Source organism: Stenotrophomonas sp. GL_101, from assembly GCF_057835675.1.
In genome coordinates this window covers 3216342-3233926 of sequence record NZ_CM174432.1, presented here as the reverse complement: position 1 = coordinate 3233926, position 17585 = coordinate 3216342, and the positions used below count along the sequence as shown (strand labels likewise).

At 67.6% G+C, this 17585-nt stretch carries 14 protein-coding genes and 1 tRNA gene; 9 read left to right on the top strand and 6 right to left on the bottom strand.

From position 1 onward, the window contains the following. Positions 1 to 23: 23 nt before the first annotated feature. The gene (locus AC3IR9_RS14315) at positions 24 to 1811 is read right to left on the bottom strand and encodes an acyl-CoA dehydrogenase C-terminal domain-containing protein (protein WP_489291451.1); all 1788 of its coding nucleotides are present in this window, start codon (positions 1809 to 1811) and stop codon (positions 24 to 26) included. Positions 1812 to 1855: 44 nt separating this feature from the next. Next, positions 1856 to 2344 carry an LEA/WHy family protein gene (locus AC3IR9_RS14310; RefSeq protein WP_489291449.1) on the bottom strand — a complete coding sequence of 163 codons (489 nt, stop codon included), beginning with the start codon at positions 2342 to 2344 and terminating at the stop codon, positions 1856 to 1858. A 679-nt stretch (positions 2345 to 3023) separates the two neighbouring features. Here AC3IR9_RS14310 and AC3IR9_RS14305 point away from each other — a divergent pair. Genes AC3IR9_RS14305 through AC3IR9_RS14285 form a run of 5 tightly spaced genes read left to right on the top strand, consistent with a single transcriptional unit; the run spans position 3024 to position 11302 of the window. Next, positions 3024 to 6383, top strand: coding sequence for a TonB-dependent receptor (locus AC3IR9_RS14305; protein WP_489291447.1), 3360 nt, complete (start codon positions 3024 to 3026; stop codon positions 6381 to 6383). A gap of 58 nt (positions 6384 to 6441) precedes the next feature. After that, on the top strand, positions 6442 to 7026 hold the full coding sequence (locus AC3IR9_RS14300) for an RNA polymerase sigma factor (RefSeq protein ID WP_489291446.1): 585 nt from the start codon (positions 6442 to 6444) through the stop codon (positions 7024 to 7026). Then, the gene (locus tag AC3IR9_RS14295) at positions 7010 to 8011 is read left to right on the top strand and encodes a FecR family protein (RefSeq protein WP_489291445.1); all 1002 of its coding nucleotides are present in this window, start codon (positions 7010 to 7012) and stop codon (positions 8009 to 8011) included. Before AC3IR9_RS14300 ends, AC3IR9_RS14295 begins: the two co-directional genes overlap by 17 nt. Positions 8012 to 8025: 14 nt before the next feature. Beyond that, positions 8026 to 9834, top strand: a complete 1809-nt coding sequence (locus AC3IR9_RS14290) for an amidohydrolase family protein (RefSeq protein ID WP_489291443.1) — start codon at positions 8026 to 8028, stop codon at positions 9832 to 9834. Positions 9835 to 9844: 10 nt separating this feature from the next. After that, the gene (locus tag AC3IR9_RS14285; protein ID WP_489291441.1) at positions 9845 to 11302 is read left to right on the top strand and encodes an amidohydrolase; all 1458 of its coding nucleotides are present in this window, start codon (positions 9845 to 9847) and stop codon (positions 11300 to 11302) included. A gap of 12 nt (positions 11303 to 11314) precedes the next feature. Here AC3IR9_RS14285 and AC3IR9_RS14280 read toward each other — a convergent pair whose 3' ends face one another. From AC3IR9_RS14280 to AC3IR9_RS14265, 4 genes are all read right to left on the bottom strand, one after another. After that, positions 11315 to 11848, bottom strand: a complete 534-nt coding sequence (locus AC3IR9_RS14280) for a lipocalin family protein (protein ID WP_489295839.1) — start codon at positions 11846 to 11848, stop codon at positions 11315 to 11317. A gap of 115 nt (positions 11849 to 11963) precedes the next feature. Continuing rightward, positions 11964 to 12413, bottom strand: a complete 450-nt coding sequence (locus AC3IR9_RS14275) for a hypothetical protein (protein ID WP_489291440.1) — start codon at positions 12411 to 12413, stop codon at positions 11964 to 11966. Between the two features lie 240 nt (positions 12414 to 12653). Continuing rightward, a tRNA-Phe gene (locus AC3IR9_RS14270) sits at positions 12654 to 12729 on the bottom strand. 194 nt (positions 12730 to 12923) lie between these two features. Then, positions 12924 to 13901, bottom strand: a complete 978-nt coding sequence (locus AC3IR9_RS14265; protein WP_489291439.1) for a YbfB/YjiJ family MFS transporter — start codon at positions 13899 to 13901, stop codon at positions 12924 to 12926. 286 nt (positions 13902 to 14187) lie between these two features. Between AC3IR9_RS14265 and AC3IR9_RS14260 the strand changes: the two genes are divergently transcribed. From AC3IR9_RS14260 to AC3IR9_RS14245, 4 genes are all read left to right on the top strand, one after another. Beyond that, on the top strand, positions 14188 to 15003 hold the full coding sequence (locus AC3IR9_RS14260) for an AraC family transcriptional regulator (protein WP_489291437.1): 816 nt from the start codon (positions 14188 to 14190) through the stop codon (positions 15001 to 15003). Between the two features lie 187 nt (positions 15004 to 15190). Next, positions 15191 to 16213, top strand: coding sequence for an NADP-dependent oxidoreductase (locus tag AC3IR9_RS14255; RefSeq protein ID WP_489291435.1), 1023 nt, complete (start codon positions 15191 to 15193; stop codon positions 16211 to 16213). A 100-nt stretch (positions 16214 to 16313) separates the two neighbouring features. Continuing rightward, positions 16314 to 16478: a hypothetical protein gene (locus tag AC3IR9_RS14250; protein WP_489291433.1), complete on the top strand. Its 165-nt coding sequence runs from the start codon at positions 16314 to 16316 to the stop codon at positions 16476 to 16478. A gap of 225 nt (positions 16479 to 16703) precedes the next feature. Further along, the gene (locus tag AC3IR9_RS14245; RefSeq protein WP_489291432.1) at positions 16704 to 17561 is read left to right on the top strand and encodes an HpcH/HpaI aldolase/citrate lyase family protein; all 858 of its coding nucleotides are present in this window, start codon (positions 16704 to 16706) and stop codon (positions 17559 to 17561) included. Positions 17562 to 17585: the final 24 nt, after the last annotated feature.

Below are 17585 nucleotides of genomic sequence, written 5' to 3'. Positions count from 1 at the left end.
GGCCAGCGGCCGGCACCCCCCGATCAGCCGAAGTGCGCGTCGGTCATCGCCATCAGCGAGTCGGCGCCGGCGCTGATCGCGGCGGCGTGGCCGAGCGTGCGCGGCAGCACGCGGGCGAAGTAGAAGCGCGCGGTTTCGCGCTTGGCCTGCTTGAATGCCTCGCTCTGGGTGGACGCATCGGCCGCGGCGACACTGCGTGCCCACCAGTAGGCCAGCACCACGTAGCCGGAGTAGAACAGGTAGTCGAAGCTGGCCGCGCCGAGTTCGTCGGGGTTGGAGGCCGCGCGCTGCAGCGTGGCCAGGGTCAGCGTGCCCCATTCGGCGGCCTTGGCACGCAGCGGGCCGATGAATTCGGCCAGGGCTTCATTGCCCTCGTTGGCCTCGGCGAAAGCCTCGATCTCGGCCAGCATCAGTTTCAACCCGGCGCCCTGGCTGGAAGCGGTCTTGCGCCCGATCAGGTCCAGCGCCTGGATACCGGTGGTGCCTTCGTACAACGTGGTGATGCGTGCATCACGGGCCAGCTGTTCCATGCCGTGTTCGCGGATGTAGCCGTGGCCGCCGAAGCACTGCAGGGCGTTGTAGGTGTTCTCGATGCCCCATTCGGTCTGGCAGGCCTTGGAGATCGGGGTCAGGAAGCTCACCAGGGTGTCGGCGCGCTCGCGTTCGCCGGCATCTTCGGCGCGGTGGGCGACATCGACCAGGGTGGCGGCGTGCAGTGCCAGCAGGCGGCTGCCTTCCACCAGCGACTTGATGGTGAGCAGCATGCGCCGCACGTCCGGGTGGACCAGGATCGGGTCGGCCGGCTTTTCCGGATACTTGGGGCCGCTGAGCGAGCGCGACTGCAGGCGTTCGCGGGCGTACTTGAGCGCATTCTGGTAAGCGCGCTCGGACAGGCCGATGCCCTGCAGGCCGACCCCGAGGCGGGCGGTGTTCATCATGGTGAACATGGCCTGCAGGCCCTTGTGCGGCTGGCCGACCAGATACCCTTCGGCGCCGTCGAAGTTCATCACACAGGTGACCGAGCCCTTGATGCCCATCTTGTGCTCGATCGAGCCGCAGCGCAGCGCATTGCGCGCGCCGACCTTGCCGTCACGATCCACCTTGAACTTGGGGGTGACAAACAGCGAAATGCCCTTGGCACCGGCAGGTGCATCGGGCAGCTTGGCCAGCACCAGGTGGACGATGTTGTCGGTGAGGTCGTGCTCGCCGGCGGTGATGAAGATCTTGGTGCCGGTGATGGCGTAGCTGCCATCGGCATTGGGCTCGGCCTTGGTCTTGAGCAGGCCCAGGTCGGTGCCGCAATGCGGTTCGGTCAGGCACATGGTGCCGGTCCAGCGGCCGTCGATCAGCGGCTTCAGGAAGGCCTCCTGCTGCCAGGCTTCGCCATGCTGCTTGAGCGCTTCGATGGCGCCATGGGAGAGCAGCGGGAAGTTGCCCCAGGCCAGGTTGGCGGCGTTGATCATTTCGTTGAGCGGCACGCCGAGGGTGTGTGGCAGGCCCTGGCCACCCAGGTCGGGGGCGGCGGTGAGGCCGGTCCAGCCGCCTTCAACGAACTGCGCATAGGCCTGCTTGAAGCCGGGCGGGGTGGTCACCTCGCCGCTGGCCTGGTCGAGCGTGCAGCCGATTTCATCGCCCACGCTGTTCAGCGGTGCCAGCACGCTGGTGCTGAAGCGGCCGGCTTCTTCGAGCACGGCGTCGACCACGTCGGCGGTGGCGTCGGCAAAGCCGAGGCGGGCGAACAGGGGTTCGACCTTGAGCACGTCATGCAGGGCGAAACGGATATCGGAAAGCGGGGCGGTGTAGCTGCTCATCGTCAGGTCTCGATCAGGTGCAAAGGGGGCGGTGAAGCGGTGGGTCAGCGCAGCACGCCGGGCAGGCCGGGGGCCTGGTTGAGGGTGCTGCGGTTGTCGACGTCGAAGCTGCGGAGTTTCTTTTCCTGCGGCGTGGCGCTGACCGTGCCCTTGAGGGAATAGGCCAGGGTGCGGTTACCGGCGAGGGCGTCGGCGACCACCAGGCGGGCGCCGGAGGTGGGCTGGAGTTTGACGGTGATGACGTCGGCGGAGACGCCGCCGATGGACAGGGCGGGGGCGATCTTGAGCGTGCCCGCCTCCACTTCGCCCACGGTAAGGGCGAGGCTGACATCCTCGAAGTGCATGGGCATGGAGCTGAAATTCTGCAGCCGCAGGGCGATGTCCCAGCCGCCATCAGCACGCACGGTCAGCTGCTGGACGCTGGCGGCGGGAGGCGAGACGCGCTTGACCACGCCGCTGTTGCAGGCGGCCAGGGCCAGGGCGGTGCCGGCCACGAGGGCAAGCAGCAGGACGGTACGGAAACGGTGGTGCATGGGCGCAATCCTCGTGCGGGTGCTGCGTGGGCAAAAGCATACTACGGCGTATGGTGGTTGTGCTGCGTTGGGTTTTGTACGTGCAAGGGTAGTGGGTGTGGGGTGGTTTTGGTTTTTTAAGCCGGAGCCGGAGCCGGAGCCGTGCGGTGGCTGGATGTTGGGGAGGGCGGGCGTGGGTGGGTTGGCGGGACACGCTGCAAGTACGTCCCTGTAAGCTCGTTCGCGCCATCCATGGCGCTCTACGGTCCCGCCAACCCACCCACGCCCACCCTTCCAGACATGGTCGGCGCGCAGGCGCGATCAAGAGCAGTGGGTCGAGGTAGTCAGCAACAGAGGGGAGGAGAGGTAGTGCCGAGCCATGCTCGGCACCCACGCAACTCCAACTCCAACTCCAAATCCTCTCGCCGTTTGCGCTCAGCCAGCAAACCCCAGCGCTTTCCCACACGCCCCGGCCCAGCCCCGCGCAATACGCACACCCAGGCTCTGGCTCTGGCGCTTGAGCTTTTCAGCTTTTCAGCTTCTAAAGCCCAAACCCCACCCAACCCCGTAAAGTCAGATACGAACAAAAGCGCGACCAACAACCCGGCACCCATGGCGGAACACGCACGCCAGTGCATCTGGATTAGTCAGGGGGGTACGAAACATCACCGCTCATGTTCACTTTCACGGGGAAGTATCCATGCGTTCGTACAAGTTGCAGCCGTTGGCCCGCGCCGTTCGCGGAGGCCTGGTGGTGTCGGTGCTGGGCATGGCCGGGCCCGCGTTGGCACAGCAGGCCAGTTTCGATATCGCCGGGGGGCGGATCGAAGATGCATTGCCTGAATTCGCCCGCCAGGCCGGAATCCAGATCATCAGCCCCGCCGTCGGCGATCGCGAAGGCGCCATGGCCGTTGCTGCCCTCAAGGGCCAGATGGACGCCCGCAAGGCCCTGGACCAGCTGCTGTCCGGGACCGGGCTCAGTGTCGCCTCCGATGATGGCCGTACGATTACACTGCGCGCCAATCGCCCGCTGCTGGCCTCGCTCGGTGGCAGCGCCCTGTTGGCATCGCAATCGTCGGCGAGCACTGTCGCCCCCGAAGTCCCGCCGGCCGAACCGGCGCGCGCCGCACCGGTCACGCTCGACTCGGTGACCGTCGTCGGTACCCAGATCAAGGGCGCCCGAAGCGCCGCGCTGTTGCCCGTGGCCACCCTGCAGGCCGAGCAGATCGAAGCCACCGGCGCGGTCTCCGGCGACGAGTTGTACCGCTCCATCCCCCAGATGGGCGATGTCTCCTTCAGCGGCACCAACGGCGGCAACAGCTCCAACTATGCGCGCGGCGACATCGCCTCGGTCAACCTGCGTGGCCTCGGCGTCGGCAATACGCTGCTGCTGATCAATGGCCGCCGCACTGTTGTGCATCCCACCAGCCAGGCCGACGGCAACCTCGTGCCGGTGCTGACCTACAACGCCAACACCGTGCCGGTGGCCAACCTGCGCCGCGTGGAAGTGCTGCTCGATGGCGCCGCGGCCATCTACGGCACCGATGCGGTGGCCGGCGTGGTCAACAACGTACTGCGCGATGACGTCGACGGCGGCACCATCAGCATCCAGCGCGGCATCGGCGAAGGTACCCACCTGCGCGACCTCGGCATCAATGGCCTGGTGGGCAAGAACTCCGACGACCTGCGCAGCAATGTCACCCTGGCGTTCAACTACTACCGCACCACCGGGCTGAACTCGCTGGACCAGGACTGGACCGGCAGCGGCGACCGCGCCGCCGATTTCGTCGGCACGCCGTTCGAGGGCCTGAGCGGCACCGACAACCGCAACAGCAACAGCCCGTGGGGCAACTTCACCGCGATCGGCCCGCGCGTGCGCCAGGGCAGTACGTTCCTGACCACCGCCGCGGGCGCTTTCCACGTGCAGCCCAGCAGCAATGAGGGTTGCAATGCGACCATCGCCGATGGCCTGTGCGTGCAGTCCGGCAGCAAGGCCACCGCGGCGGCCGACCGCAACCTGCTGGACAACCAGCAGGCGCAGTTCCCGCTGTCGATCACCCCCGACGTACGCCGGGTCAATCTGTTCCTGACCGGCAAACACGACTTCGACAACGGCATCACCGCCTTCGGCGAGGCCGGTTACTACCAGTCCAAGGCGCGCAGCCTGCAGTCGGGCGTCAACACCATCACCGCGTTGCCGATGACCGTGGCCGCCAGCAATTACTGGAACCCGTTCGGCGCCACGCTGCTGCCCGATGGCAGCGCCAACCCCAATCGGCTGGCCAACCTCAACGTTGCCGCCGGCGGCCTCCCGGTCAGTATCAGCAGCTACCGTTTCGAGCGGCCTACCCAGATCGACGTCAAGAACACCCAGCTGCGTGCGCTTGGCGGCCTGCGCGGTTTCCATTTCGGTTTCGATTGGGAGACCGCCGCGCTGTACTCCAAGGCCAAGGTGATCGACACCCAGGACGCGGTCAGCATGACCTTGTTCCAGCAGGCGCTGGCCGATTCCAGCGCCTCGGCCTACAACCCGTTCTGCGGCGGCTGCAATGACTGGGGCAAGCTCGACAGCTTCTTCTACAAAGCGTCACGGCGCAGCGAGACCGAACTGTACCTGTGGGATATCAAGGCCTCGCGCCCGGACCTGTTCCGTACCTGGGCCGGCGACGTGGGCATGGCCACCGGGCTGGAAGTGCGCCGGGAAACCCAGCGCGACGATCGTGATGCACGCGTGGATGGCAGCATCACCTATACCGACAGCATCACCGGCATCGGCTACCCCAGCGACATGTACGGGGTCAGCCCGACCCCCGATACCGAAGGGTCGCGCACCGTCGTTGGCCTGTTCGCCGAGTTCTCGGTGCCGCTGGTGTCGCGTGAGATGAGCGTTCCGCTCGTGCGTGCGCTGGACCTGCAGGTGGCCGGTCGCGCCGAGCACTACAGCGACTTCGGCAACGTCACCAAGCCCAAGCTGGCACTCGGCTGGACCCTGGTCGATGGGCTGACCGTGCGCGCGTCCTGGGCCAAGGGCTTCCGTGCCCCGAACCTGGAGCAGGTCAACGCTACCGTGGTCAGCCGGTCCAACACCCGCACCGACTACATCCAGTGCGAAGCGGATGTGCGCTCCGGCGCGCTGGCCTCGATCAATGCCTGTGGCAGCACCTACCGCGCTTCCACCACCGCGCGCCGCTCGGGCAACCCGGACCTCAAGCCGGAAACCTCGACCAACACCAGCGCCGGCATCGTGTTCCAGCCGCAGTTCATTCCCGAACAGGTCGGTCGCTTCACCTTCGCGGTGGACTACTACAAGTACCAGCAGGAAGGCATCATCGGCCTGTTCGGCGAGGGCAACGGGTTGATCCTGGACTACCTGCTGCGCCAGCAGGGCAGCAGCAATCCGGACGTGGTGCGTGCCACGCCCACCGCCGATGACATCGCGCGCTTCGCCGGTACCGGGCTGGACCCGGCGGGCAAAGTGCTCTACGTCACCGACCAGTACGTCAACATGCAGCCGCAGACCGTACGCGGGGTGGACTACACCCTCGCCTGGCGCTCGCCGGAAACCCGCGTCGGCCGTTTCGACGTGGGCGTCAGCGGGACCCGCCTGATCGAGTTCTACCGTGACCGCTCGCCGGCGCTGCAGGCGCTGGAAGATGCCAAGGCCACCGGCCTGGTCGATCCGTCAATCGCCATCACCGGCGGCGGCGACCTGATCGGCGATGGCGGCAACCCGCAGTGGAAGTGGAGCGGCAACCTGACCTGGCGCTACCAGAACCTCACCCTCGGGGCGAGCGCGCGCTATGCCAGCAGCTACCACGAAACCAGCCTGACCCTGGCCGATGGCACGCCGTGGACGGTGAAGTCGCAGACCCTGGTCAATGCCTTCGTCAAGTACGACTTCAACCGCGAGGGCGTGTTCAACGGGGTTTCGGTGAAACTGGGCGCCAACAACCTCGCCGACAAGCGGCCTCCGGTTTCCGATGACAGCTATGGTTACTCCTCGGCGGTGTACCAGGCCTACCCACGCTACTGGTATGCGAGCGTGACCAAGGCATTCTGACCGGCAGTTCTCTTCCACCGCTGCCGGGCACGGGCCGGGCAGCGCAGCAGGAGTTTCAATGGGCGCGACATTGGCAGCAGAGCGGGCGTTGTGGTTGGCCGAACATGTCCTGCCGTACGAGCAGGGCCTGCGCGACTGGCTGCGCCGACGCATGGCGCAGGCGCAGGACGTGGACGATGTGATCCAGGAAACCTACGCGATCCTGGCCGCGCTGGCCGACGTGTCGCATGTGCTGCAACCGCGCGCGTACGTCTACAAGGTGGCGCAATCGGTGGTGCTGCAGCAGCTGCGCCGCGCGCAGGTGGTCTCGATGGAAACGGTGGCCGAGTTCGATCGGCTGCCGATCAGCGGTGAGGAAGCCTCACCGGAACGGCTGGCGTCTTCGCGCCAGGAACTCAACAAGGTCACCGCGCTGATCGCACAATTGCCGGGTAAATGCCGCGAGGCATTCGTGCTGCGACGGGTCGAAGGCTTCTCGCAGCGGGAAATCGCCGAGCGCATGCAGATCAGCGAGAACACGGTGGAAAAGCACGTGTGCAAGGGTATTCGGTTGTTGATGGAATCGATGAAACAGGATGCAGGCAATGCACGGTCCACAGGGAAACCGGACAACACGGAGGCGGTCCATGCAAGGCGCCGTTGAAAACCCGATCGATGAGCAGGCCGCCCGTTGGGTGGCGCGCGAGGATCGCGGCCCGCTGTTGGCCGAGGAGGTGGTCGCGCGCGACCACTGGCTGCAGGCCGATCGTCGTCACTTCGGTGCCTACGCGCGGGCGCACGCGGTGTATGCGCGCACCGGCCGCGCACGCGCGCTGGGCAGCGCCGACCGGGTGCCCAACGCCACCCGAGCCCGCATGCCGCATCCGCGCCAGCAGTGGGCGCTGGGCCTCGCCGCGTCGCTGTGCCTGTTGGCGCTGGGCGTGCACGAACACAGCGATGCCGGCGACTACCACCTGACCCGCAAGGGCGAGATCCTACGTGTGCCGCTGGCCGATGGTTCGGCGGTGACGCTGGATTCGGGGGCGGCGGTGCGCGTGCATTACACCGACACGCGCCGCGAGATCACCCTGCTGCGGGGGGAAGCCTTGTTCGACGTGGCCAAGAACCGGCAGCGTCCGTTCGTGGTGACCGCGCGCGATACCGCGGTCACCGCGGTCGGTACCAGTTTCTCGGTGAGCCTCAACGAGCAGCGCACCCGTGGCGTGGAGGTGCTGGTCCGCGAGGGCATCGTCGATGTGGCCAATGCCACCGGTGCGGTCGCGCCGACCCGGCTGCAGGCCAACCACCGCGCGCTGGCCAACCGCAGCCACGGCATCCGCATCGAAAGCGTCGGCCATGACGACCTGGACCAGCAGCTGGCGTGGCGCGAGGGCATGCTCTCCTTCAACGGCGACACCTTGTCGGTGGCCGCTGCGCAGTTCCTGCGCTACAGCGACGTGCGCATCATGATCGACGACCCCCTGGTGGGCAGCCGACGCATCGTGGGGCTGTACTCGGCCAACGACCCGCTGGGGTTCGCGCGCAGCGTTGCGCTCAGCCTGGGCCTGGAGGTGGAGCAGCAGGGTAACGATGTCTGGCTGCGCACCCCGCACAACGCCTTCCACAGCGCTCCGCGCTCACTGCAATGACCCAGGATGCCCGCATGCCCTTGACCGTGTCCCGTACCCGCCGCCTGTCGCTGGTTACCGCCGTGTTGTTGGGCAGCGCACAGGCGTGCGTGGTGGCCAACGCCGCCGACAACGACGTGCTGATCCGCCATGCAATGATCTTCGACGGCACCGGGCGCGCACCGTATGCGGCCAGCGTGCTGGTCCAGGATGGCCGCATCGCCGCGATCGGCGACGGCCTGAAGGCGCCGCCGCAGACACGCCAGGTGGATGCCCGGGGACAGGCGCTGCTGCCGGGTCTGTTCGACCTGCACACCCACTGGACGCCCAACGCGCAGCCGGCAACCTTGCCGCAGATCGCCAACCGCTATCTGGCCGCGGGCGTGACCACGGTCAGTGATTTTCATCAACCGCCTGAAGCGTACGCGCCGCGCCGCGCCTGGCTGCAGACGATCGATGCGCCGGAGGTGAAGTTCGCCGCGCGCATGAGTACGCCGCTTGGCCATGGTGCCGACTGGGGCGATGAGAACACCACGCGCTGGGTCAACTCGCCCGAGGCCGCCACCGCGGCGGTGAAGCAGGTGGCCGCCTACCAGCCCGATTTCATCAAGGCGTTCACCGACGGGTGGCGCTACTCCAATGCGGCCGACAACAGCAGCATGGACCAGGAGACCCTGGCCGCACTGGTGGACGAGGCGCATCGCCAGCACCTGCGCGTGTTCACCCATACGGTGATGGTCAAGCGCGGCAAGACCGCCGCGCGTGCCGGGGTGGATGCGCTTGCCCACAGTGTGCAGGATGGGGTGGCCGACACCGAGCTGATCGCGCTGATGAAGCAGCACGGCACGCGCTATTCGCCCTCGCTGGCGGTGTACCTGCCCGAGCGGGTGGACGGCAGCGGCAAGGCGCGCGCCGGCACCGAGGCCTATCGCCAGCGCGAGCAGAACTTCGCCAACGCGTTGCGCAATGTCAAGATCCTGCACGACGCCGGCATCCCGATCGTGCTCGGCACCGATGCCGGCATGACCGGTACCCCGCACGGCGATTCCACCCTGCGTGAGCTGGAACTGTTCGTCCAGGCCGGGCTGAGCCCGAGCGAGGCCCTGCAGGCCGGCACCGCCGCCAGTGCCGAGGCGCTGGCGCTGGCCGATCGCGGCACCATCGAAGTGGGCAAGCGTGCCGACCTGCTGCTGGTCAAGGGCCGGCCCTGGCAGAACATCAGCGACGTGCGCAACACCGAGCAGGTGTACGTCGCCGGGCGCCAGGTGGTGGGCAAGGGCGTGACGCTGCCGGCCGGCAACCGGGCGACGTTGCTGCCGCCGTTGCGCATCGACGCGCTGGTGGATGATTTTGAACGCGCCGACCAGCGCACCGCGCTGGATACGCTGCGCAATGACGATGCCGATGGCGGCAATGATCGCACCGTGCAGGTCACCGACGTGATTGACCGCGAGAGCGGTGGCAGGGCCTTGTCGATGCAGGCCAGGCTGTCCAGCAAGGAGGACGCGTATGCCGCGGTGATCCTGCCGCTGAGCCGGGGCTCGGTGGCCCCGGTGGACCTGCGTGGCTGGCAAGGCGTGCGCGTGGACGTGCGCGGCGATGCCACTCTGCGGCTGGAAGCGCGCGGGCTGGACGGCAAGCGCTGGGTGGCGCCGCTGTTGGCCAGTGGCGCGTGGCAGACGCTGGAGATTCCGTTCAGCGTGCTGCAGGGGCAGCCGCCTTACCGCGGCAAGGGCCCGCTGCCGGCGTGGCGGGGCGATGACGTGCAGCAACTTGTGATCAACGGTACCGGCCCGGCCGGCACGAAGATCTGGTTCGAGATCGACAATGTGCGGTTCTACTGAGATGGCCGCGATGACGCGCTTGCCACCGCGCGCGCTGCTGGCGGTGCTGCTGGGCATGGTGTCGAGCCTGCCGGCGGTTGCCGCCGACGCCCCCGACAGCGTGTTGGCTGCGGTGGATGCTTACGCCCCGCGCCAGGCCGAAGTCGGGCGCGCGCTGTGGGCCCGGCCCGAGCTGGGCTACCAGGAAACCGAGGCGTCGGCACTGCTGCAGCAAGAGCTGCGCAAGGCCGGATTCCGCGTCGAGGCCGGCGTGGCCGGCATGCCCACCGCGTTCGTGGCGCGCTACGGCAAACGCGGCAACGGCCCGGTCATTGCACTGCTGGCCGAGATGGATGCGTTGCCGGGCATGTCGCAGGCCGCGCTGCCCACGCGCAGCCCCATTCCCGGCCAGGAGGCCGGACAGGCCTGCGGACACAACCTGTTCGGCGCGGCGGTGGTGGGCGCGGCGCAGGCAGTGGCGCACTGGTTGAACGCCAGCGGCAGCGACGGCGAAGTCCGCGTGTATGGTACGCCCGCCGAAGAAGGCGGCAGCGGCAAGGTGTACATGACCCGCGCCGGCCTGTTCGACGATGTCGATGTTGCCCTGCATTGGCATCCCGCAGCGCAGAACTCCGCAGCGCAGGGCACCAGCCTGGCCAACATCAGCGGCAAGTTCCGCTTCAAGGGCACTGCGGCGCATGCGGCGCTGGCGCCCGATCGGGGCCGTTCGGCGCTGGACGGCGTGGAAGCGCTCAACGTGATGGCCAACATGATGCGCGAGCATGTGCCCGATGGCACCCGCATCCATTACGTGATCTCCAACGGCGGGGCCGCGCCCAACGTGGTGCCCGATGCCGCCGAAGCCTACTACTACGTCCGCCATGTCGACCCGGCGGTGGTCCGCGAGGTGATCGAGCGGCTGCAGCTGGCCGCTCGGGGCGCCGCGATGGGCACCGGTACCGAGGTCAGTTTCGAGCCCACCGGTGGGGTCTATTCGCTGCTGCCCAACGACGTGCTGGGCCAGCTGATGCAGCGTTCGCTGCTGCGCGTGGGCGGAGTGATCTACGACAGCGCCGATACCGCCTTCGCCACACAACTGCAACAGAGCCTGCAGCAGCGTCCGGCGTTGGCTGACGCCGCCGTGCTGGAACCGTATCAGGCAGACCGCGCAGGCGGGGCATCCACCGATGTCGGTGATGTGAGCTGGAACGTACCCACGGTGGGCCTGAGCACGGCGACCTGGGTGCCGGGCACGCCCGCGCACAGCTGGCAGGCGGTGGCCGCCTCGGGCGCGCCGATCGGCGACAAGGGCGCGCTCAATGCGGCGCGTGCCTTGGCACTGGCCACGGTGGCACTGCTGCAGTCACCGCAGACGGTGGCCGAAGCCAAGCGTGAATTCGAGCAGCGTCGCGGTGCGCAGTTCCGCTACGTGCCGTTGCTGGATCGCCGGGAACCACCGCTGGACTATCGAAACAAGGCCAAGCACTAGGCGGCGCGCCGCTCAGTCCAGTGGCGCCATCACCCGCAACGGCGCCAGGTCGTAGCCCATCGCTTCGGCCCTGGCCTTGATCTGCGCGAACAGCGCGGTGTCCATGCTCGGCGAGCGCGACAGGATCCACAGGTACTTGCGGTCCGGATCGCCCACCAAGGCCCACTGGTACTCCGGGTCCAGCGCGATCACCCAGTAGTCGGCCCACACCAGCGGTACCCAGGACAGCCAATCGGGCACGAAGCGCACCTGCAGTTGCCCGGGATGGCCTTGCACCGGCCGTGCCACGCCCTCGGCGACGATGCGCTCGCCATCGTCGATGCGACACGCGTTGTGCACGCTGATACGGCCATCGGCGCGCAGGCTGTAGGTGGCGGTGATATCGCCCACGCATTTTTTCTGGAAGGACACCGGCAGGTGCGCGATCTCATGCCACTGCCCGGCGTAGCGGTCCATGTCGAAAGTCTGCACCGAAGTGACCGGCGCAGCCGCCCACGCAGGCGCGGCTGCCATCGCAAGCAGAAGGGCAATCAAGGAACCACGCATGCGCATCAACAGCACTCCCGGCAGGACCGCCCGAGCTTAGGGGCAGGGCGGGCGCGAAATGTGAAGTTTCCGTCATGCGCCGGCGGCGCGGCGTCCTGCAGCGATGCGGCCTGGTTCAGGGCGCGAAACGTATCTGCCGGGGATGGGTTACCCGCACCCGCGTCTGGAAATAATACTTGCCGCTCTGCTTGCCCTCGCTGACGAAGGCGATGGTGGTCCGGCGTGCGGTGCCCTGGACCAGCAGGCGGCGATTGACCAGACGGTCCAACGGGATGCCGAGCTGTGCCTGCAGGGCGTCGCGCTGGGCGGCGTCTAGCGACACGTTCAACGCGGTCTGATGGCGGTAGTCGCGTTCGCTGTTGAGGTAGAGGCGATCGTCGGTCTGGTCCACGTTCCGCACGGTGAACACGAAGGTGCCGCTGATGCCGCGCTCGGGATCATCATTGGCGGCATGCACCGCTTCGGCGGGGGTGATCCAGCCGGGCACAAGGGGCGGCGCAACAACGCTGCGGTGCGCACAACTGGCGCACAGCAACAGGGCAGGCAGAATCAGGCTTGCACGCATGGGACATCCTTGTTCAATGACAGTGACCCCCATTGTGCCCACGGCCTGTTGCAACGCCAACACGCTGGCATGAGGTTGGCCGGCGCGTTGATTCGCCGATCCTGCGCCAAGCGCGTGGTGATCATTGCTTTGATCAAGTTCGCGTCGGACCGCGCCCATCCGGACGCGCTGCGCGAACGCCATGCACGTTTGGCCAAGGCAAAAAAAATGACCTGCATTTCTGCAGGTCATTTGAATTTATGGTGGCCGAGGACGGAATCGAACCGCCGACACGGGGATTTTCAATCCCCTGCTCTACCAACTGAGCTACTCGGCCACTTCATCGCTGCGTTGCGGCTGGCGAGGACGCGAATAATACGGAGGTATGGGAGGTTCGGCAAGCCTTTCGTGCAAAAAATTTCACATTTGTGGCGGCGGCCTGGATGACGGCGTCGCAAGTGCCTGATCCCGCTTGGTGGCGCAGGTCGGCGTCGGCATGAACATCGGTTCATGCGCGTGTGCGGCGGGCGGTCAGCGCGCGGGCTGCGGCGCGTCGTCGGGCATGCACCACAACAGCGCGATCCCGATCGCCATGATGATCGCGGCCACCAGCAGCGATGCCTGGTACGAGCCGCTGTCGCGGGCGAGGGTGCCGGCCAGCGCCGGTGCGATGATCTGCGCCACGCCATAGCTGAGCGTGAGGGTGGCCATGGCCCTGGCCGGATTGTGCGGGTAGTGCCGGCCAACCACGGTGAGGGTGAGGCTGACGATGCCGGCGAAGGTCAGGCCGAACAGCAGCGCGCTGCCCAGCCCGGCGGCCAGGCCATCGTCCAGCAGCGGCAGCACGAACGACACCGCCTGCAGGGCGAAGGCCAGCATCAGCGCGCGGATCATGCCGATCCGCGCGGCCAACCCGTCCCAGCCGAAGGTGGACGGCACGGCCGCCAGTCCGACCAGCACCCAGACCGCGCTGCCATGGCCACTGAATGCGTCGGTCTGTTCAAGGATGGCGACGATGAAGGTAGCGCTGACCACGAAGCCGAAGCCGGCGCAGAAATACGCGGCAATCAGCAGCCGGCGCCAGCGCGGGCCGGGCGGGGGCGGAGCGGCCACCACTTGCTGGGCCGAAGCCGGCAATGGCGCGGGCATCCAGGCCCAGGCCGGTACCAGGAACAGCACGCCCAACGCGCCCAGCCACAGCCACTGGCCGCTGGAGTTGGCGTGCCCGGCCAAGGCCGCCGTGGCCAGCCCGGACACCGCGATGCCCAGCCCCAGCCCGGCAAAATGCAGGCCCAGGCGCGGCCGCCGCTGCTGGGCCAGCAGCCAGTTCAGCACCAGCCCGGAGGCCAGCAGCAGGCCGGCGGTGCTGGACATCCCGGCGACGAACCGCAGCACGCTCCACAGCCACGGCTGGGTGGTGGCGCCCATCAGCGCGGTGGCGACCACCGCCAGCAGCAGGCCAACCCGGTAGAAGCGGAACTTCTGCCGCATGTCGCCCACCCGCGCCACCAGCAGGGTACCCAGCAGGTAGCCCAGGTAGTTGAAGGTGGCCAGCCAGCCGCCCTGGGCGGCCGCTCAGGCCGGCGTCGACGCGCATCAGCGGCAGCAGCGGGGTGTAGGCGAAGCGGGCCAGGCCCACGGTGAGCACCAGGGCGCAGATGCCGGCGCTGATGACCTGCCAGGGGCGAAGCGGGGTGGGACGCGCGGGGGAGGCAGGCATGGGCAGTGGCACGGCAGCGGCAGGCCATTTCATCCTGGCGGGTAGGAGGGGCGCTGTCTTTCGATAGAATGACCCATGATGTCGACCAGACGACAATCCGCTGCCGCCTCGGCGGCGACGCCCTGGCGCGAAGTGCCGGTCCCGGCGCTGCGCACCCTGGCGTGGCCGGTGGTAGCGCGCAGCCAGCAGCTGGCGGCGGGCGAGCGTTTTCCCCCGCATGCGCATGACTGGAACCAGGTGGTGTTCGCCACCGAGGGGGTGCTGCAGGCCAGCGCGGGCAACGCACGCCACGTGATCACCCCGCAGCAGGCGTTGTGGGTACCGACCGGCATGCTGCACCACACCGGGGCACTGGATGCGGCGGCGTTCCGCAATCTGTATGTCGCCGACGATGCCGGTGCGCACATGCCCAGCCAGTGCGTGGTGCTGGACGTCACCGCGCTGTTGCGTGAGTTGATCGTCGAGCTTGACCGCACCGTGGCCGACGCCGACCCGGCGTACTACCTTGCGCTGTGTGGCCTGATCGTGGCCCAGCTGCCGCGTCAGCCGCGCCACGCGCTGCAGTTGCCCTGGCCACGCGACCCGCGCCTGCAACGCTGGTGCCAGACGCTGCACGATCATCCCGGCGATGCGCGTGACATGGCGTTCTGGGCGACCCGGCTGGGGGCCTCGGCGCGCACGTTGGCGCGCCATTTCGAAGCCGAGACCGGCATGACCGTGCGTGCCTGGCGAACCCGGCTGCGGCTGTTGCGTGCCATTCAATGGCTGGCGCAAGGTCGTTCGCCAACGGTGATCGCGCACGAGCTGGGGTACGCCTCGGCGTCGGCGTTCAATTACATGTTCCGGATGCAGATGGGCATCAGCCCGTTGCAATGGCGGCGATCACGCTGAGCCGGGCCTGGCTTGCAGCGCCGGTGGAATGCTGTAGTTCCACCCTGGTGCGCGATCACCGCCCGGCAAGGGATCGGGCTGCGTGGTGGGTCCGCATCGGTGGAACGCTGTTTTGCCCGGCGCCTGCAACGCTGCGCGAAGGCTTACTGTCGGGATTACTTCTGGATCCGCATGGAGCCTGCTGCCGATGAACGATCTCACCAACACCCGCGTGGTACTGGCCTCGCGTCCACAGGGCGAACCGGTGGCTGCCAATTTCCGCCTGGAACAGGTACCGGTGCCGGCACTGGGCCCGGGCCAGGTGCTGCTGCGCAACCGCTACCTGTCGCTGGACCCCTACATGCGCGGTCGCATGGAAGAGGGACCGTCGTACGCACCGCCGGTAGCCCTGGAGGCGGTGATGGAGGGCCGCACCGTGTCCGAGGTGATGGCATCCAACGATCCACAGTGGCGCGTGGGCGAGCGCGTGGTGGCGGGCGGCAACTGGCAGACCCATGCCGTCGTCGCCGGCGACAGCATTACCCGCCGACTGAGCGACAACGGCTTGCCGATCAGCACCGCACTGGGCGTGCATGGCATGCCCGGATTCACCGCGTACGCCGGGCTGCACGAGATCGGCAAGCCGCAACCGGGGGAAACCCTGGTGGTGGCCGCTGCCAGCGGACCGGTCGGGGCGACGGTTGGGCAGATCGCCAGGCAGCAGGGCGCGCGCACGGTGGGCATTGCCGGTGGCGAGCAGAAGCGTCGCTATCTGGAAACGCTGGGTTTTGACGTAGCCCTGGACCATCGCGCCGAGGACTTCGCCGCGCAGCTGGGCCGCGCGGTGCCAGACGGCATCGATGTGTATTTCGAGAACGTGGGCGGCCACGTGTTCGAGGCGGTGGCACCGTTGCTCAACGACTTCGCCCGTATCCCGGTGTGCGGCACCATTGCCACCTACAACGCGCGCGGCGCGGTGCTGCCCGGTCCGGACCGGCTGCCGGGATTCATGAGCCAGGTCCTGCGCCAGCGGCTGACCGTGCGCGGCTTCATCCAGTCCGATTTCAATGCGCTTTTCCCGCAGTTCCTCACCGACATGGGCCAATGGTTGAAGGACGGCCGGGTGCAGTACCGCGAGGACATCGTGGCCGGGCTTGCGCAGGCACCGGAGGCGTTCTTTGGTCTGCTCAAGGGCCGCAACTTCGGCAAGCTGGTGGTGAAGCTCGATTGAGATGCGCGGCCGCCGCACGGACATGGCGCACACATGGCGGCGACTGCTGCATCACCCTTGCCCTGCCAGAGTGGCGCTACCATCCCAGTGAGCAGCCGACATGACCCGACACGACCCGCAGCAGGGCAAGCAGGAAGGCATCGAAGAAAGCCAGCAGGACCGCAAACAGGATGAAACCGCCAAGCAGCGGCCTGGGCAGACCGACCAGAAGATTCATGATGCGCAGACACGGCGGCCGGTTCGCAAGGATGACGCCGCCCGCTGACGGCCCGGTTGCCTGACCGGCAACCGGGCGGGGCGGGACCTCCCCAGCTTGTCCGCCCAATGTCGTCGATTGTGACGGCAACGGCGAGCTTCTGCGCCGGGCCGATGGCGGAAGCCGCATCCGGGGCCCGTCCAATCGAAACAAACGCTATTCAATGAAGGTCAGGGACCCTGCTTTTCAAGCCTTTTCAATTCTGCAAACTGCGCGGGTTGACGAGGGGAAATCATGCGCAGCAAGCTTTTCGTTCCTGGCGCCCGCCCGGAATTGTTCGACAAGGCCCTGGCCGGCGACGCCGATGCGTTGTCGTTGGACCTGGAGGACTCGGTTCCCGATGCGGGCAAGCCCCAGGCGCGCGGCCACGTCGCCGATTTCCTGCGACGCCCCGATACCCTCGCCACCGGCAAACGGCTGATCGTGCGGACCAATGCCACCGATGGCCCGCACTTCGAGGCCGACCTGGCTGCGGTGGTGCTGCCGGGGGTCAGCCTGCTCAATCTCCCCAAGATCGAATCGGTGCCACAGCTGCTGGCGGCGATCGCGCGGTTGGAACAGGTTGAGCGGGACAACGCCGTGGCGCAGCCGATCGGCCTGTTGATCAACATTGAAACCCCCAAGGGCCTGCGCACCGCCGCGGAACTGGCCGCGGCCCACCCGCGCGTGGCCGGCCTGCAGCTGGGCCTGGGCGACCTGTTCGCGCCCAATGGCATCCGCCGCGATCGGGGCAACGTGCATGCCACGCTGTTTGCGGTGAAGATCGCCGCGGCCGAAGCCAATGTATTCGCCTGTGACGGCGCCTATCCGGACGTGGACGATATCGAGGGATTCGCTGCGGAAGCACGCATGGCGCAGGAGCTGGGGTTCATCGGCAAGAGCTGCATCCATCCGCGCCAGGTGGGCATTGCCAACGCGATCTTCAGCATGCCGGCGGCCGTGGTCGAGGAAGCCCGCCGGATCGTGGCCGCCTCGGTACAGGCCGCCCGCGACGGGCATGGCGCGTTCCTGTTTGAAGGACGGATGATCGACCTGCCGTTCCTGCGCCGGGCCGAGGCCATCCTTGCCGCCTCCGGTGGACCGGTGGGCTGACCGCGGCATCGGGCACATTCCGTA

What these genes read in the sequence shown, in the direction of transcription:
- AC3IR9_RS14315 (WP_489291451.1), bottom strand. Translation starts at nt 1,811, where the DNA reads ATGAGCAGCTACACCGCCCCGCTTTCCGATATCCGTTTCGCCCTGCAT.
- AC3IR9_RS14260 (WP_489291437.1), top strand. Translation starts at nt 14,188, where the DNA reads ATGATGTCGACCAGACGACAATCCGCTGCCGCCTCGGCGGCGACGCCC.
- AC3IR9_RS14290 (WP_489291443.1), top strand. Translation starts at nt 8,026, where the DNA reads ATGCCCTTGACCGTGTCCCGTACCCGCCGCCTGTCGCTGGTTACCGCC.
- AC3IR9_RS14295 (WP_489291445.1), top strand. Translation starts at nt 7,010, where the DNA reads ATGCAAGGCGCCGTTGAAAACCCGATCGATGAGCAGGCCGCCCGTTGG.
- AC3IR9_RS14300 (WP_489291446.1), top strand. Translation starts at nt 6,442, where the DNA reads ATGGGCGCGACATTGGCAGCAGAGCGGGCGTTGTGGTTGGCCGAACAT.
- AC3IR9_RS14305 (WP_489291447.1), top strand. Translation starts at nt 3,024, where the DNA reads ATGCGTTCGTACAAGTTGCAGCCGTTGGCCCGCGCCGTTCGCGGAGGC.
- AC3IR9_RS14285 (WP_489291441.1), top strand. Translation starts at nt 9,845, where the DNA reads ATGACGCGCTTGCCACCGCGCGCGCTGCTGGCGGTGCTGCTGGGCATG.
- AC3IR9_RS14255 (WP_489291435.1), top strand. Translation starts at nt 15,191, where the DNA reads ATGAACGATCTCACCAACACCCGCGTGGTACTGGCCTCGCGTCCACAG.
- AC3IR9_RS14250 (WP_489291433.1), top strand. Translation starts at nt 16,314, where the DNA reads ATGACCCGACACGACCCGCAGCAGGGCAAGCAGGAAGGCATCGAAGAA.
- AC3IR9_RS14280 (WP_489295839.1), bottom strand. Translation starts at nt 11,848, where the DNA reads ATGCGTGGTTCCTTGATTGCCCTTCTGCTTGCGATGGCAGCCGCGCCT.
- AC3IR9_RS14310 (WP_489291449.1), bottom strand. Translation starts at nt 2,344, where the DNA reads ATGCACCACCGTTTCCGTACCGTCCTGCTGCTTGCCCTCGTGGCCGGC.
- AC3IR9_RS14275 (WP_489291440.1), bottom strand. Translation starts at nt 12,413, where the DNA reads ATGCGTGCAAGCCTGATTCTGCCTGCCCTGTTGCTGTGCGCCAGTTGT.
- AC3IR9_RS14245 (WP_489291432.1), top strand. Translation starts at nt 16,704, where the DNA reads ATGCGCAGCAAGCTTTTCGTTCCTGGCGCCCGCCCGGAATTGTTCGAC.